At 49.4% G+C, this 17,285-nt stretch carries 5 protein-coding genes; 4 read left to right on the forward strand and 1 reads right to left on the reverse strand.

Going from position 1 to position 17,285, the window contains the following annotated elements; all coding sequences use genetic code 11:
* The first annotated feature begins 4 nt into the window (after positions 1 to 4).
* From srfAB to NSQ09_RS07870, 4 genes are all read left to right on the forward strand, one after another.
* A complete protein-coding gene (srfAB, locus tag NSQ09_RS07855) occupies positions 5 to 10,756 on the forward strand; it encodes a surfactin non-ribosomal peptide synthetase SrfAB (protein ID WP_445291714.1) in 10,752 nt (3,583 codons plus the stop codon).
* A 36-nt stretch (positions 10,757 to 10,792) separates the two neighbouring features.
* Positions 10,793 to 14,620, forward strand: coding sequence for a surfactin non-ribosomal peptide synthetase SrfAC (gene srfAC, locus NSQ09_RS07860; protein ID WP_341030832.1), 3,828 nt, complete (start codon positions 10,793 to 10,795; stop codon positions 14,618 to 14,620).
* Between the two features lie 28 nt (positions 14,621 to 14,648).
* A complete protein-coding gene (gene srfAD / locus NSQ09_RS07865; RefSeq protein ID WP_041336879.1) occupies positions 14,649 to 15,377 on the forward strand; it encodes a surfactin biosynthesis thioesterase SrfAD in 729 nt (242 codons plus the stop codon).
* A gap of 100 nt (positions 15,378 to 15,477) precedes the next feature.
* Positions 15,478 to 16,704 carry an MFS transporter gene (locus NSQ09_RS07870; protein WP_152425343.1) on the forward strand — a complete coding sequence of 409 codons (1,227 nt, stop codon included), beginning with the start codon at positions 15,478 to 15,480 and terminating at the stop codon, positions 16,702 to 16,704.
* A 14-nt stretch (positions 16,705 to 16,718) separates the two neighbouring features.
* Here the strand turns inward: NSQ09_RS07870 and NSQ09_RS07875 are convergent, their stop codons facing one another.
* Complete coding sequence (locus NSQ09_RS07875; protein ID WP_152425344.1) at positions 16,719 to 17,276, reverse strand: YcxB family protein; 558 nt, start codon at positions 17,274 to 17,276, stop codon at positions 16,719 to 16,721.
* Between the last annotated feature and the right edge of the window lie 9 nt (positions 17,277 to 17,285).

The following is a 17,285-nucleotide window of genomic DNA, read 5'->3' on the forward strand; positions in this document are numbered from 1 at the left end:
GCATATGAGCAAAAAATCGATTCAAAAGGTGTACGCACTGACACCAATGCAGGAGGGAATGCTGTATCATGCGATGCTTGATCCGCATTCTTCCTCGTACTTCACACAATTAGAGCTTGGGATTCACGGCGCTTTTGATCTTGAAATCTTTGAGAAAAGCGTCAATGAACTGATTCGGTCCTACGATATTCTCCGTACGGTATTTGTGCATCAGCAGCTGCAAAAACCGCGTCAGGTCGTGTTAGCGGAACGCAAAACAAAGGTGCATTATGAGGATATCAGTCATGCAGACGAGAACCGCCAGAAAGAGCACATTGAGCGTTACAAACAAGATGTTCAGCGCCAAGGCTTTAACCTGGCAAAAGACATATTGTTCAAGGTAGCGGTTTTCCGCCTTGCTGCAGATCAGCTGTATCTTGTCTGGAGCAATCATCATATTATGATGGACGGCTGGAGCATGGGCGTCCTCATGAAAAGCCTGTTCCAAAACTATGAAGCGCTCAGAGCAGGAAGGACACCTGCAAACGGTCAAGGCAAGCCTTACTCCGACTACATCAAATGGCTTGGAAAACAGGACAATGAAGAAGCGGAGAGCTACTGGAGCGAGCGCTTGGCGGGTTTTGAACAGCCAAGCGTGCTCCCGGGCCGCCTGCCTGTGAAAAAAGACGAATACGTCAATAAAGAATATTCCTTTACATGGGACGAAACATTGGTTGCCCGTATTCAGCAAACCGCAAATCTCCATCAAGTGACAGGGCCTAACCTATTTCAGGCCGTTTGGGGCATTGTTCTCAGCAAATACAACTTTACGGATGATGTTGTCTTCGGAACGGTCGTCTCAGGAAGGCCGTCTGAAATCAACGGAATCGAAACGATGGCGGGGCTGTTTATCAACACCATTCCAGTGCGGGTGAAAGTTGAACGAGATGCTGCATTCGCTGATATTTTCACAGCTGTTCAGCAGCATGCAGTAGAGGCAGAGCGTTACGATTACGTGCCGCTCTATGAGATTCAAAAACGCTCAGCCCTTGATGGCAATCTCTTAAACCATCTGGTCGCGTTTGAAAATTATCCGCTTGATCAAGAGCTTGAAAACGGCAGCATGGAAGACCGCCTCGGGTTTTCGATTAAGGTAGAAAGCGCATTTGAACAAACGAGCTTCGATTTCAACCTGATTGTGTATCCGGGCAAAACGTGGACCGTCAAAATTAAATATAACGGAGCCGCCTTTGATTCCGCTTTTATCGAACGGACAGCGGAGCACCTTACCCGCATGATGGAAGCAGCTGTCGATCAGCCGGCCGCTTTTGTGCGTGAGTACGGGCTTGTGGGAGACCAAGAGCAGCGGCAAATTGTCGAGGTGTTTAACAGCACGAAAGCCGAACTCCCTGAAGGAATGGCTGTTCACCAAGTGTTTGAAGAGCAAGCGAAAGGGACGCCGGCGAGCACCGCCGTCGTATATGAAGGAACCGAGCTGACGTACCGCGAGCTGAATGCAGCGGCTAACCGTCTGGCGAGAAAGCTTGTCGAACAAGGGCTTCAAAAAGGGGAAACAGCAGCGATTATGAACGATCGCTCAGTAGAAACCGTTGTCGGCATGCTGGCTGTGTTAAAAGCAGGTGCCGCATATGTGCCGCTTGATCCAGCGCTTCCTGGGGATCGTCTTCGTTTCATGGCAGAGGATAGCTCCGTTCGAATGGTTTTGGCCGGAAATTCTTATACAGGTCAGGCACATCAGCTGCAGGTGCCGGTTCTTACACTGGACATAGGCTTTGAAGAGAGTGAAGCGGCTGACAATCTCAACCTGCCATCCGCCCCGTCTGATTTGGCGTACATCATGTACACATCCGGTTCAACGGGCAAACCGAAAGGCGTCATGATCGAACATAAAAGCATTTTGCGCCTCGTCAAAAATGCCGGGTACGTTCCTGTTACTGAAGAGGACCGCCTGGCGCAAACGGGAGCTGTCAGCTTTGATGCCGGAACGTTTGAGGTATTCGGCGCACTGCTGAATGGCGCAGCGCTTTATCCAGTCAAAAAAGAAACGCTGCTTGATGCAAAACAATTTGCTGCATTCCTGCGTGAGCAAAGAATCTCGACGATGTGGCTGACATCACCTTTATTCAACCAGCTTGCAGCAAAGGATGCGGGTATGTTCGGCACACTGCGCCATTTAATCATCGGCGGAGACGCCCTTGTCCCGCATATTGTCAGCAAAGTAAAACAGGCATCGCCGTCGCTTTCATTGTGGAACGGATACGGCCCGACAGAAAATACGACGTTTTCAACCAGTTTTCTGATCGACCGCGAGTATGGCGGCTCTATCCCGATCGGGAAGCCGATCGGAAATTCCACTGCCTACATCCTGGATGAGCAGCAATGCCTGCAGCCAATCGGCGCGCCTGGTGAGCTTTGCGTAGGCGGAATCGGTGTAGCGCGAGGATATGTCAATCTCCCTGAGCTGACGGAGAAGCAATTTCTCGAAGACCCGTTCAGACCGGGTGAGAGAATTTATCGCACAGGTGACTTGGCAAGATGGCTGCCGGACGGCAATATCGAGTTTTTAGGAAGAATCGACAATCAAGTGAAGGTGCGCGGCTTCCGAATTGAGCTTGGCGAAATTGAAACAAAACTGAACATGGCTGCGCATGTGACAGAGGCTGCGGTGATCATCCGCAAGAACAAAGCGGATGAAAATGAAATTTGCGCGTACTTTACGGCGGACCGTGAAGTGGCTGTGAGCGAGCTGAGAAAAACACTGTCTCAGTCTTTGCCTGACTATATGGTCCCTGTCCACCTGATTCAAATGGACAGTCTGCCGCTCACGCCAAACGGGAAAATCAACAAAAAGGAACTGCCTGCACCGCAATCAGAAGCCGTGCAGCCGGAATACGCAGCACCAGAAACAGAGAGTGAAAAGAAATTAGCGGAGATCTGGGAAGGAATACTCGGCGTCAAAGCAGACGTTACCGATAACTTCTTTATGATCGGCGGCCATTCTTTGAAAGCGATGATGATGACGGCGAAAATTCAAGAGCATTTTCATAAGGAAGTTCCGATAAAAGTGCTTTTTGAAAAGCCGACTATTCAAGAACTGGCACTGTATTTGGAAGAGAACGAAAGCAAGGAGGAGCAGACGTTTGAACCGATCAGGCAAGCATCTTATCAGCTGCATTATCCTGTATCCCCGGCCCAGCGGAGAATGTATATCCTCAATCAGCTTGGACAAGCAAACACAAGCTACAACGTCCCCGCTGTACTTCTGCTGGAGGGAGAAGTAGATAAAGACCGGCTTGAAAACGCGATTCAGCAATTAATCAACCGGCACGAAATCCTCCGTACATCGTTTGACATGATCGACGGAGAGGTTGTGCAAACCGTTCATAAAAACATATCGTTCCAGCTGGAGGCTGCCAAGGGACGGGAAGAAGACGCGGAAGAGATAATCAAATCATTTGTTCAGCCGTTTGAATTAAACCGCGCGCCGCTCGTCCGTTCGAAGCTTGTCCAGCTGGAAGAAAAACGCCACCTGCTGCTCATTGATATGCATCATATTATTACTGACGGCAGTTCAACAGGCATTCTAATCGGTGATCTTGCCAAAATATATCAAGGCGCAGATCTGGAACTGCCACAAATTCACTATAAAGATTACGCAGTTTGGCACAAAGAACAAACTGATTATCAAAAAGATGAGGAATACTGGCTCGATGTCTTTAAAGGCGAACTGCCAATACTGGATCTTCCCGCGGATTTCGAGCGGCCTGCTGAACGGAGCTTTGCGGGAGAGCGCGTGATGTTTGGGCTTGATAAGCAAATCACGGCTCAAATCAAATCGCTCATGGCAGAAACAGATACGACAATGTACATGTTTTTGCTGGCGGCGTTCAATGTACTCCTTTCCAAGTACGCGTCACAGGATGATATCATTGTCGGCTCGCCGACAGCTGGCAGAACACATCCTGATCTGCAAGGTGTGCCGGGTATGTTTGTCAACACGGTGGCACTCAGAACGGCACCAGCGGGAGATAAAACCTTCGCGCAATTTCTTGAAGAGGTCAAAACAGCCAGTCTTCAAGCATTCGAGCACCAGAGCTATCCGCTTGAGGAACTGATTGAAAAGCTTCCGCTTACAAGGGATACAAGCAGAAGTCCGCTGTTCAGCGTGATGTTCAACATGCAGAATATGGAGATTCCTTCATTAAGATTAGGAGATTTGAAGATTTCCTCGTATTCCATGCTTCATCATGTTGCGAAATTTGATCTTTCCTTGGAAGCGGTCGAGCGTGAAGAGGATATCGGCCTAAGCTTTGACTATGCGACTGCCTTGTTTAAGGACGAGACGATCCGCCGCTGGAGCCGCCACTTTGTCAATATCATCAAAGCGGCCGCGGCTAATCCGAACGTTCGGCTGTCTGATGTAGATCTGCTTTCATCTGCAGAAACGGCTGCTTTGCTAGAAGAAAGACATATGACTCAAATTACCGAAGCAACCTTTGCAGCACTTTTTGAAAAACAGGCCCAGCAAACACCTGACCATCCTGCGGTGAAGGCTGGCGGAAATCTGCTGACCTATCGCGAGCTTGATGAACAGGCGAACCAGCTGGCGCATCATCTTCGTGCCCAAGGGGCAGGAAATGAAGACATCGTCGCGATTGTTATGGACCGGTCAGCTGAAGTCATGGTATCGATTCTCGGTGTCATGAAGGCGGGGGCAGCTTTCCTTCCGATTGATCCTGATACACCCGAAGAACGAATCCGTTATTCATTAGAGGACAGCGGAGCAAAAATTGCGGTCGTGAATGAAAGAAACATGACGGCTATTGGGCAATATGAAGGGACAATCGTCAGCCTTGATGACGGTAAATGGAGAAATGAAAGCAAGGAGCGCCCATCATCCATTTCCGGGTCTCGCAATCTTGCATACGTCATTTATACGTCCGGTACGACCGGAAAGCCAAAGGGCGTGCAGATTGAGCATCGCAATCTGACAAACTATGTCTCTTGGTTTAGTGAAGAGGCGAGCCTGACGGAAAATGATAAGACTGTATTGCTTTCATCTTACGCATTTGACCTTGGCTATACGAGCATGTTCCCCGTGCTTCTGGGCGGGGGCGAGCTCCATATCGTACAGAAGGAAACCTATACGGCGCCGGATGAAATAGCGCACTATATCAAGGAGCATGGGATCACATATATCAAACTGACACCGTCTCTGTTCCATATAATAGTGAACACCGCCAGTTTTGCAAAAGATGCGAACTTTGAATCCTTGCGCTTGATCGTCTTGGGAGGAGAAAAAATCATCCCGACTGATGTTCTCGCCTTCCGCAAGATGTATGGACATACCGAATTTATCAATCACTATGGCCCGACAGAAGCAACGGTCGGCGCCATCGCCGGGCGGGTTGATCTGTCTGAGCCGGATGCATTTGCGAAACGCCCGACAATCGGACGCCCGATTGCGAATGCCGGCGCGCTTGTCTTAAATGAAGCATTGAAGTTTGTGCCGCCGGGAGCGAGCGGACAGCTCTATATCACGGGACAGGGGCTCGCGAGAGGGTATTTCAACAGGCCTCAGCTGACAGCCGAGAGATTTGTAGAAAATCCATATTCGCCGGGAAGCCTCATGTACAAAACCGGAGATGTCGTACGAAGACTTTCTGACGGTACGCTTGCATTTATCGGCCGGGCTGATGATCAGGTGAAAATCCGCGGCTACCGCATTGAGCCGAAAGAAATTGAAACGGTCATGCTCAGCCTCAGCGGAATTCAAGAAGCGGTTGTGCTGGCGGTTTCCGAGGGCGGTCTTCAAGAGCTTTGCGCGTATTATACGTCGGATCAAGCTATTGAAAAAGCAGAACTCCGGTACCAGCTTTCACAAACATTGCCGTCTCATATGATTCCTGCTTTCTTTGTGCAGGTTGACGCGATTCCGCTGACGGCAAACGGGAAAACCGACAGAAACGCTTTGCCGAAGCCGAACGCTGCACAATCCGCTGGCAAAACCTTGGCCGCACCGGAAACAGCGCTTGAAGAAAACTTATGCCGCATTTGGCAGAAAACGCTTGGCATAGAAGCCATCGGCATTGACGACAATTTTTTCGATTTAGGCGGCCATTCATTAAAAGGGATGATGCTGATTGCCAACATTCAGGCGGAATTGGAGAAAAGCGTACCGCTTAAAGCACTGTTCGAGCAGCCGACTGTTCGACAGCTGGCGGCTTATATGGAGGCGTCTGCCGTTTCAGGCGGCCATCAAGTACTCAAGCCGGCTGACAAGCAGGATATGTATCCATTGTCATCCGCACAGAAACGGATGTACGTGCTCAATCAGCTTGACCGCCAGACGATAAGCTACAACATGCCATCTGTTCTTCTAATGGAAGGAGAGCTTGATATTTCGCGCCTGCGCGACTCACTCAATCAGCTCGTGAACCGTCACGAATCATTGCGGACGTCATTTATGGAAGCTAATGGTGAGCCTGTTCAGCGCATCATTGAGAAGGCGGAGGTTGATCTTCATGTGTTTGAAGCCAAAGAAGACGAAGCGGACCAAAAGATTAAGGAATTTATCCGGCCATTCGACTTAAACGACGCACCGCTCATTCGCGCAGCTTTGCTTCGAATAGAAGCGAAAAAACATTTGTTGCTTTTAGATATGCATCATATCATCGCAGACGGCGTCTCAAGAGGCATCTTTGTAAAAGAATTGGCGCTGCTTTACAAAGGAGAGCAGCTTCCGGAGCCGGCGCTTCATTATAAAGATTTCGCCGTTTGGCAAAATGAAGCTCAGCAAAAAGAACGGATGAAGGAGCATGAGGCGTACTGGATGTCAGTTCTTTCAGGCGATCTGCCAGAGCTTGATCTCCCGCTCGATTACGCCCGTCCGCCTGTGCAAAGCTTTAAAGGAGATACGATCCGTTTCCGTACGGGAAGTGAGACGGCAAAGGCGGTAGAAAAGCTGCTTGCGGAAACCGGAACGACCTTGCACATGGTGCTCCATGCTGTTTTCCACGTCTTTTTAAACAAAATTTCCGGACAGCGGGATATCGTCATCGGCTCCGTTACTGCCGGCCGGACGAATGCTGATGTTCAGGACATGCCGGGAATGTTTGTCAATACACTTGCCCTGAGAATGGAAGTGAAAGAACAGCAAACATTTGCGGAGCTTTTGGAGCAAGCAAAGCAGACGAACCTGTCAGCGCTTGAGCATCAGGAGTATCCGTTTGAAGATCTGGTTAATCAGCTTGATCTCCCTCGGGATATGAGCCGAAACCCATTGTTTAATGTGATGGTGACGACAGAAAACCCTGATAAAGAACAGCTTACATTGCAAAATCTGAGCATTTCACCTTATGAGGCTCATCAGGGAACCTCTAAGTTTGATCTGACACTGGGCGGATTTACTGATGAAAATGGCATTGGCTTGCAGCTCGAATATGCGACAGATCTGTTCGCAAAAGAAACAGCTGAAAAATGGAGCGAATACGTTCTGCGGCTACTAAAGGCTGTTGCGGATAACCCGAACCAGCCGCTTTCCAGCCTGTCACTGGTCACTGAAACAGAAAAACAAGCGCTTCTTGAGGCATGGAAGGGCAAAGCGCTGCCTGTGCCGACAGACAAAACGGTTCATCAGCTATTCGAAGAGACTGTCCAGCGCCACAAAGACCGCCCGGCTGTCACATACAACGGCCAATCTTGGACGTACGGCGAGCTGAATGCGAAGGCAAACCGTCTCGCACGGATTCTGATGGACTGCGGCATCAGCCCGGATGACCGCGTCGGCGTTCTCACGAAGCCGTCGCTTGAAATGTCCGCCGCGGTGCTCGGCGTCTTGAAAGCCGGAGCGGCGTTTGTGCCGATTGATCCTGACTACCCGGATCAGCGGATTGAGTATATTTTACAGGACAGCGGCGCGAAGCTTCTCTTGAAGCAAGAAGGCATTTCAGTGCCGGATAGCTTCTCAGGAGACGTTATTCTTCTCGACGGAAGCCGCACGATTCTAAGCCTGCCGCTTGATGAAAACGACGAGGAAAATCCAGAGACGGCTGTAACCGCGGAGAACTTGGCGTACATGATTTACACATCTGGAACGACCGGACAGCCGAAGGGTGTCATGGTCGAGCACCATGCGCTTGTGAACCTGTGCTTCTGGCACCACGACGCGTTCAGCATGACAGCGGAGGACCGCAGTGCGAAATACGCGGGCTTTGGGTTCGACGCTTCCATTTGGGAGATGTTCCCGACCTGGACGATCGGCGCGGAGCTTCACGTCATTGATGAAGCGATCCGCCTCGATATCGTCCGCCTGAACGATTATTTTGAAACGAACGGCGTAACGATCACGTTCCTGCCGACACAGCTTGCGGAACAGTTCATGGAGCTTGAGAACACATCACTTCGCGTCCTCTTGACTGGAGGAGACAAGCTGAAGCGGGCAGTGAAAAAGCCGTACACACTTGTCAACAACTACGGGCCGACAGAAAATACGGTCGTTGCCACAAGCGCAGAAATCCATCCGGAGGAAGGCTCGCTTTCCATCGGACGGGCCATTGCCAATACGAGAGTATACATTCTCGGCGAGGGCAATCAGGTGCAGCCGGAAGGCGTAGCCGGAGAGCTTTGCGTGGCGGGGCGCGGACTGGCGCGAGGCTATCTGAATAAAGAAGACGAAACCGCGAAGCGGTTTGTCGCTGATCCGTTTGTGCCGGGTGAGCGCATGTACCGCACCGGCGATTTGGTGAAGTGGACAGGCGGCGGCATCGAATACATCGGCCGGATCGACCAGCAGGTCAAGGTCCGCGGCTACCGGATCGAGCTCTCAGAAATTGAAGTCCAGCTCGCCCAGCTTTCTGAGGTGCAGGATGCGGCGGTGACAGCTGTCAAAGATAAAGGCGGCAACACAGCGATCGCGGCGTATGTCACACCGGAATCAGCTGACATAGAAGCACTGAAATCAGCACTGAAGGAAACCCTGCCGGATTACATGATTCCGGCGTTCTGGGTGACGCTGAACGAGCTTCCGGTTACGGCAAACGGCAAAGTGGACCGCAAAGCCTTGCCTGAGCCGGACATCGAAGCGGGAAGCGGAGAATACAAAGCGCCGACGACCGACATGGAAGAGCTGCTTGCCGGCATCTGGCAGGACGTGCTTGGAATGTCTGAAGTCGGTGTCACCGACAATTTCTTCTCGCTTGGCGGAGATTCCATCAAAGGAATTCAAATGGCGAGCCGCTTGAACCAGCACGGCTGGAAGCTGGAAATGAAAGATCTCTTCCAGCACCCGACGATCGAAGAGCTCACCCAATATGTAGAGCGTGCCGAAGGCAAACAGGCAGACCAAGGCCCGGTGGAGGGCGAAGTCATCCTGACGCCGATCCAGCGCTGGTTCTTTGAAAAGAACTTCACGAACAAGCACCACTGGAACCAATCGGTGATGCTTCACGCCAAAAAGGGCTTTGATCCTGAACGGGTGGAGAAAACATTGCAGGCGCTGATCGAGCATCATGACGCGCTCCGTATGGTCTATCGTGAGGAAAACGGGGACATCGTTCAGGCGTATCAACCGATCAGTGAGAGCAAGGTCAGCTTCGAAATCGTGGATCTGTACGGCTCCGATGAAGAGATGCTGAGAAGCCAGATTAAGATTCTCGCGAACAAGCTGCAAAGCAGTCTCGATCTGAGAACCGGGCCGCTTTTAAAGGCGGAGCAATATCGCACAGAAGCTGGGGATCACCTGCTCATTGCTGTACACCATCTCGTGGTCGACGGTGTGTCATGGCGGATTTTGCTTGAAGACTTTGCTTCAGGCTACATGCAGGTTGAGAAAGAAGAGAGCCTTGTCTTCCCGCAAAAAACAAACTCCTTCAAGGACTGGGCGGAAGAACTGGCGGCATTCAGCCAATCAGCGCATCTTTTACAGCAGGCTGAATACTGGTCGCAAATTGCCGCTGAACAGGTTTCTCCTTTACCAAAGGATTGTGAAACAGAGCAGCGGATCGTCAAGGATACATCATCCGTCCTATGTGAATTAACGGAAGAAGACACTAAGCATCTTTTAACAGATGTTCATCAGCCATATGGAACTGAAATCAACGATATTCTTCTCAGCGCGCTCGGTTTGACAATGAAAGAATGGACAAAGGGGGCCAAAATTGGCATTAACCTTGAGGGACACGGCCGGGAGGACATCATCCCGAATGTGAATATCTCCAGAACGGTCGGCTGGTTTACGGCACAATACCCTGTTGTGCTCGACATATCTGACGCAGATGCCTCAGCTGTGATCAAAACAGTCAAAGAAAACCTGCGCCGCATTCCGGACAAAGGTGTTGGCTACGGCATTCTTCGTTATTTCACAGAAACAGCGGAAACAAAGGGCTTCACACCGGAGATCAGCTTCAACTATTTGGGCCAATTCGACAGTGAAGTCAAAACCGATTTCTTTGAACCGTCCGCTTTCGATATGGGGCGCCAAGTAAGCGGAGAATCAGAGGCGCTGTACGCATTAAGCTTCAGCGGCATGATCAGAAACGGCCGGTTTGTGCTTTCCTGCTCCTACAATGAGAAGGAGTTTGAAAGAGCTACAGTCGAGGAGCAAATGGAACGGTTTAAAGAAAACCTCCTGATGCTAATCCGCCATTGCACGGAAAAAGAAGACAAGGAATTCACACCAAGCGACTTCAGCGCCGAAGACCTTGAAATGGACGAGATGGGAGATATCTTTGACATGCTTGAGGAGAATTTAAAATAAAACGCAAGGGAATTACAGAAGGCGGGAGCGAAACATATGAGTCAATTTAGCAAGGATCAGGTTCAAGATATGTATTACCTATCGCCGATGCAGGAAGGGATGCTTTTTCATGCCATCCTGAATCCCGGCCAAAGCTTTTACCTTGAACAAATCACGATGAAAGTAAAAGGCAGCTTGAATATCAAATGTCTTGAAGAAAGCATGAATGTGATCATGGACCGGTACGATGTATTTCGTACCGTGTTCATTCACGAAAAAGTAAAAAGGCCTGTCCAAGTCGTATTGAAAAAACGGCAGTTCCATATAGAAGAAATCGATCTGACACACTTAACGGGCAGCGAGCAAACAGCCAAAATCAATGAGTACAAAGAACAGGATAAGATCAGAGGTTTTGATTTGACGCGGGATATTCCGATGCGGGCAGCCATTTTCAAGAAAGCTGAAGAAAGCTTTGAATGGGTGTGGAGCTACCACCACATTATTTTGGACGGATGGTGCTTCGGCATCGTCGTACAGGATCTATTTAAGGTATACAATGCTCTGCGCGAACAAAAGCCGTACAGCCTGCCCCCCGTCAAACCGTATAAAGACTACATCAAGTGGCTTGAAAAGCAGGATAAACAAGCATCACTGCGTTACTGGCGCGAGTATTTAGAGGACTTTGAAGGACAAACGACGTTTGCGGAGCAAAGAAAGAAACAAAAGGACGGCTATGAGCCGAAAGAGCTGCTCTTTTCACTGCCGGAGGCGGAAACAAAGGCCTTTACCGAGCTTGCAAAATCGCAGCATACCACTTTAAGTACGGCGCTGCAGGCAGTCTGGAGCGTATTGATCAGCCGCTATCAGCAGTCTGGCGATTTGGCCTTCGGTACAGTTGTTTCAGGGCGTCCCGCGGAAATCAAAGGCGTTGAACATATGGTCGGGCTGTTTATCAACGTTGTCCCGAGACGTGTGAAGCTGTCTGAGGGTATCACATTTAACGGCTTGCTCAAGCAGCTGCAGGAGCAAGCGTTGCAGTCTGAGCCGCATCAATATGTGCCGCTTTATGACATCCAAAGCCAGGCCGATCAGCCGAAACTGATTGACCACATCATTGTTTTTGAGAACTATCCGCTTCAGGATGCGAAAAATGAAGAAAGCAGTGAAAACGGCTTTGATATGGTGGATGTTCATGTTTTTGAGAAGTCGAATTATGATCTCAACCTGATGGCTTCCCCGGGAGATGAGATGCTGATTAAGCTTGCTTATAACGAGAATGTGTTTGATGAGGCGTTTATCCTGCGCTTGAAATCTCAGCTTCTCACAGCAATTCAGCAGCTCATCCAGAATCCGGATCAGCCTGTCAGCACGATCAACCTCGTTGACGACAGGGAGAGAGAATTTTTGCTAATCGGCTTAAACCCGCCGGCTCAAGCTCATGAAACAAAGCCTCTGACGGATTGGTTCAAGGAAGCAGTGAACGTCAATCCGGATGCACCTGCGCTTACGTATTCCGGCCAGACCCTGTCTTATCGCGAATTAGATGAGGAAGCGAACCGCCTTGCACGCCGGCTGCAAAAACACGGTGCGGGCAAAGGCTCTGTTGTAGCGCTGTACACGAAGCGCTCACTTGAATTGGTGATCGGCATTCTCGGTGTATTAAAGGCGGGAGCAGCCTATCTGCCGGTTGATCCGAAGCTGCCAGAGGACCGAATCTCGTATATGCTGGCTGACAGTGCGGCAGCCTGTCTTCTGACGCATCAGGAGATGAAAGAACAAGCGGCTGAGCTGCCGTATACAGGCACAACGCTCTTCATTGATGATCAAACACGGTTTGAAGAACAGGCAAGCGATCCTGCAACCGCGATTGATCCTAATGATCCGGCATATATCATGTACACGTCCGGCACAACCGGAAAGCCAAAGGGCAATATGACCACTCATGCCAATATTCAGGGTTTGGTCAAGCATGTAGACTACATGGCATTTTCTGATCAGGATACGTTCTTGTCTGTTTCGAATTACGCCTTTGACGCATTTACCTTTGATTTCTATGCTTCTATGCTGAATGCGGCACGGCTCATTATCGCAGATGAACATACGCTGCTTGATACAGAACGGCTCACAGATCTGATCCTGCAAGAGAATGTCAATGTCATGTTTGCGACAACCGCACTATTTAATCTTCTCACAGATGCGGGAGAGGATTGGATGAAGGGGCTTCGCTGCGTGTTATTCGGCGGAGAGCGCGCGTCTGTGCCTCACGTCAGAAAAGCGCTGCGGGTCATGGGGCCGGGCAAGCTGATTAACTGCTACGGGCCGACTGAGGGAACAGTGTTTGCGACAGCTCACGTCGTGCATGATCTGCCGGATTCCATCTCCTCATTGCCGATTGGAAAGCCGATCAGCAATGCCAGTGTTTATATTCTGAACGAGCAAAGCCAGCTCCAGCCATTCGGGGCGATCGGTGAACTGTGCATCAGCGGAATGGGCGTGTCAAAAGGGTATGTAAATCGTGCTGACCTCACGAAGGAAAAGTTTATTAAGAACCCGTTCAAGCCGGGAGAAACGCTTTACCGCACAGGGGATTTAGCGCGCTGGCTGCCGGATGGAACGATTGAATACGCCGGCCGTATTGACGACCAGGTCAAAATACGCGGACACCGGATTGAGCTTGAAGAAATCGAAAAGCAGCTGCAGGAATACCCAGGTGTGAAAGATGCGGTCGTTGTGGCGGACCGCCCTGAGTCTGGCGATGCATCAATCAATGCCTACCTTGTGAACCGAACGCAGCTTTCAGCTGAAGACGTGAAGGCGCACCTGAAAAAACAGCTTCCTGCTTACATGGTGCCGCAAACCTTTACCTTCTTGGATGAGCTTCCTTTAACGACGAACGGGAAAGTCAATAAACGGCTGCTCCCAAAACCTGATCAGGATCAGCTGGCGGAAGAATGGATCGGACCGCGGAACGAGATGGAAGAAACAATCGCACAAATATGGTCTGAGGTTCTCGGCAGAAAGCAAATTGGCATTCATGACGATTTCTTTGCGCTCGGAGGGCATTCCTTGAAGGCCATGACCGCCGCTTCCCGCATCAAGAAAGAGCTCGGGATTGATCTTCCAGTAAAGCTTTTGTTTGAAGCGCCGACGATCGCCGGCATTTCAGCGTATTTGAAAAACGGGGGCCCTGATGGCTTGCAGGATGTAACGATAATGAATCAGGATCAGGAGCAGATCATTTTCGCATTCCCGCCGGTCTTGGGCTATGGCCTTATGTACCAAAATCTCTCCAGCCGCTTGCCGTCATACAAGCTGTGCGCCTTTGATTTTATTGAGGAGGAAGACCGGCTTGACCGCTATGCGGATTTGATTCAGAAGCTGCAGCCGGAAGGGCCTTTAACATTGTTTGGATATTCAGCGGGATGCAGCCTGGCGTTTGAAGCTGCGAAAAAGCTTGAGGAACAAGGCCGTATTGTTCAGCGGATCATCATGGTGGATTCCTATAAAAAACAAGGTGTCAGTGATCTGGACGGACGCACGGTTGAAAGTGATGTCGAAGCGTTGATGAATGTCAATCGGGACAATGAAGCGCTCAACAGCGAAGCCGTCAAACAAGGCCTCAAGCAAAAAACACATGCCTTTTACTCATACTACGTCAGCCTGATCAGCACAGGCCAGGTGAAAGCAGATATTGATCTGTTGACTTCCGGCACTGATTTTGACATGCCGGAATGGCTTGCATCATGGGAAGAAGCTACAACAGGTGCTTACCGTGTGAAAAGAGGCTTCGGAACACACGCAGAAATGCTGCAGGGCGAAACGCTAGATAGGAATGCCGGGATTTTGCTCGAATTTCTTAATACACAAACCGTAACGGTTTCATAAATGAAGTGATGAAAGGAGGAGACGGCCAATGAGCAAACTCTTCAAATCATTTGATGCGTCGGAAAAAACGCAGCTCATCTGTTTTCCGTTTGCCGGCGGCTATTCGGCGTCGTTTCGCCCTCTCCATGCTTTTTTGCAGGGGGAGTGCGAGATGCTCGCTGCCGAGCCGCCGGGACACGGCACGAATCAAACGTCAGCCATTGAGGATCTCGAAGAGCTGACGGATTTGTACAAGCAAGAACTGAACCTTCGCCCTGATCGGCCGTTTGTGCTGTTCGGACACAGTATGGGCGGAATGATCACCTTCAGGCTGGCGCAAAAGCTTGAGCGTGAAGGCATCTTTCCGCAGGCGGTTATCATTTCTGCAATCCAGCCGCCTCATATTCAGCGGAAGAAAGTGTCCCACCTGCCTGATGATCAGTTTCTCGATCATATTATCCAATTAGGCGGAATGCCCGCAGAGCTTGTTGAAAATAAGGAGGTCATGTCCTTTTTCCTGCCTTCTTTCCGATCAGATTACCGGGCTCTTGAACAATTTGAGCTTTTCGATCTGGCCCAGATCCAGTCGCCTGTTCATGTCTTTAACGGGCTTGATGATAAAAAATGCATACGAGATGCGGAAGGCTGGAAGAAATGGGCAAAAGACATCACATTCCATCAATTTGACGGCGGGCACATGTTCCTGCTGTCACAAACGGAAGAAGTCGCAGAACGGATTTTTGCGATCTTGAATCAGCATCCGATCATTCAACCGTGATCAAAAGCGGACAGCTTCGGCTGTTCCGCTTTTTTTGTGTTGAATGCCAATTTTTGCATGGTATAATAGTCGAAATACTCAAATAAAGGCAGGTTGAAACATGCGCACGTCTCCCAAGATAAAATGGTTTGTATTGCTGTTTACGTTTGTTTTCGCCATCGGAATGAACTCATTCAGAAATTCCTTTCAATTTTTTATGCTGCCAATGGCAGACGCCTTCCATGCCGACAGGTCGCTGATTTCGGTTTCTGTCAGCATTTTTATGATCACAACCGGCATCGTCCAGTTTTTTGTCGGTTTTTTTATCGACCGTTTCAGTGTCAGAAAAATTATGGCGCTTGGAGCTGTCTGCATCAGCGCAAGCTTTTTGGTGCTTCCTTATTCACCGAATGTTCATGTGTTTTCCGCCATTTACGGTGTGCTTGGCGGAATCGGGTATTCCTGCGCGGTCGGCGTGACGACCCAATATTTCATCAGCCGTTGGTTTGACACGCATAAAGGTCTGGCGCTTGCTATTTTGACCAATGCCAACTCTGCGGGCCTGCTGCTTCTCTCACCCATTTGGGCTGCAGCTCCGTATCATGCCGGCTGGCAGAGTACCTATACCATTTTGGGAATCGTCATGGCGGCTGTTCTGCTGCCGCTCCTCGTCTTTGGGATGAAGCACCCGCCACATGCGCAAGCGGAGTCTGTGAAAAAATCTTATGATTGGCGGGGGTTTTGGAATGTGATGAAGCAATCCCGCCTCATTCATATCCTGTACTTCGGCGTGTTTACTTGCGGATTTACAATGGGAATTATTGATGCTCACCTCGTCCCGATACTGAAGGATGCGCATGTCTCTCATGTCAACGGAATGATGGCCGCGTTTGGGGCGTTTATCATCATTGGCGGATTATTGGCGGGCTGGCTGTCCGATCTCCTCGGGAGCAGAAGCGTCATGCTATCCATCTTATTTTTCATTCGGCTGCTCAGCCTCATTTGCCTGCTCATTCCCATTCTCGGAATTCATCACAGCGACCTTTGGTACTTCGGGTTTATCCTGTTATTCGGGTTCAGTTACACAGGCGTGATCCCGCTGACCGCGGCGTCAATTTCGGAAAGCTATCAAACAGGATTGATCGGATCGCTGTTAGGCATCAATTTCTTTATCCATCAGGTTGCCGGAGCTCTTAGCGTGTATGCGGGCGGTTTGTTTTTTGACATGACTCATGGTTATTTGCTGATTGTCGCTGTGTGCATCGTGTTTGTGGGTTTATCGGCTGTAATAGAGCTGGTGCCGTTTTTAGATAAACAGAAGGCAAAAGAAACCCACCATTCAATATAAAAGGATCAGCACTGTCAATGCTGATCCTTTTTAAATTTGAGTTTTTTTGTTCCGGTATTTTTAAGCATAATCTTCTTGAATCTGTTCATCTCCACTTCGGAATGAAAAAAACGTTTTGGGATCGCAATATATTGGCCACTTGATGTATTGACCCTGAAGATATTTTTATATTCGAAAACAGCTGTGATTTCATCCCAATTGAAAATGAGGTCATATTTTTTAGAACATATACGAATTCCTTCTTGGTTCAGAGTATATGTTCTTTTCAATTTCATCCGTTCGTTCTTCTTGTATGCTCTGGAAAACTTCACATATAGAAGAAGGAGGAGCAGAAGTGTAAACAGAACGGACATCACGATAATCAACATACTGTTCATAAACAAGTTAAGCGCGTCACTGCCATAAATGATACGGGGCCATCCGTTAGTGAAGTTAACTGCAGCAAATATGGCGCAAAACAACAGAAAGTAAAAGCATGATATTTTTGCGATTTGATAAAAAAAGATTTCTCTTACATCCTTAAAAGCGATTTCTCCTGGAAGATTGATACTTTCACTAGTATATTGAATCATACGGTAAAC

Origin of the sequence: Bacillus sp. FSL W8-1202 (genome assembly GCF_038006165.1) — a bacterium.
In the GTDB taxonomy this organism is placed as follows: domain Bacteria; phylum Bacillota; class Bacilli; order Bacillales; family Bacillaceae; genus Bacillus; species Bacillus subtilis.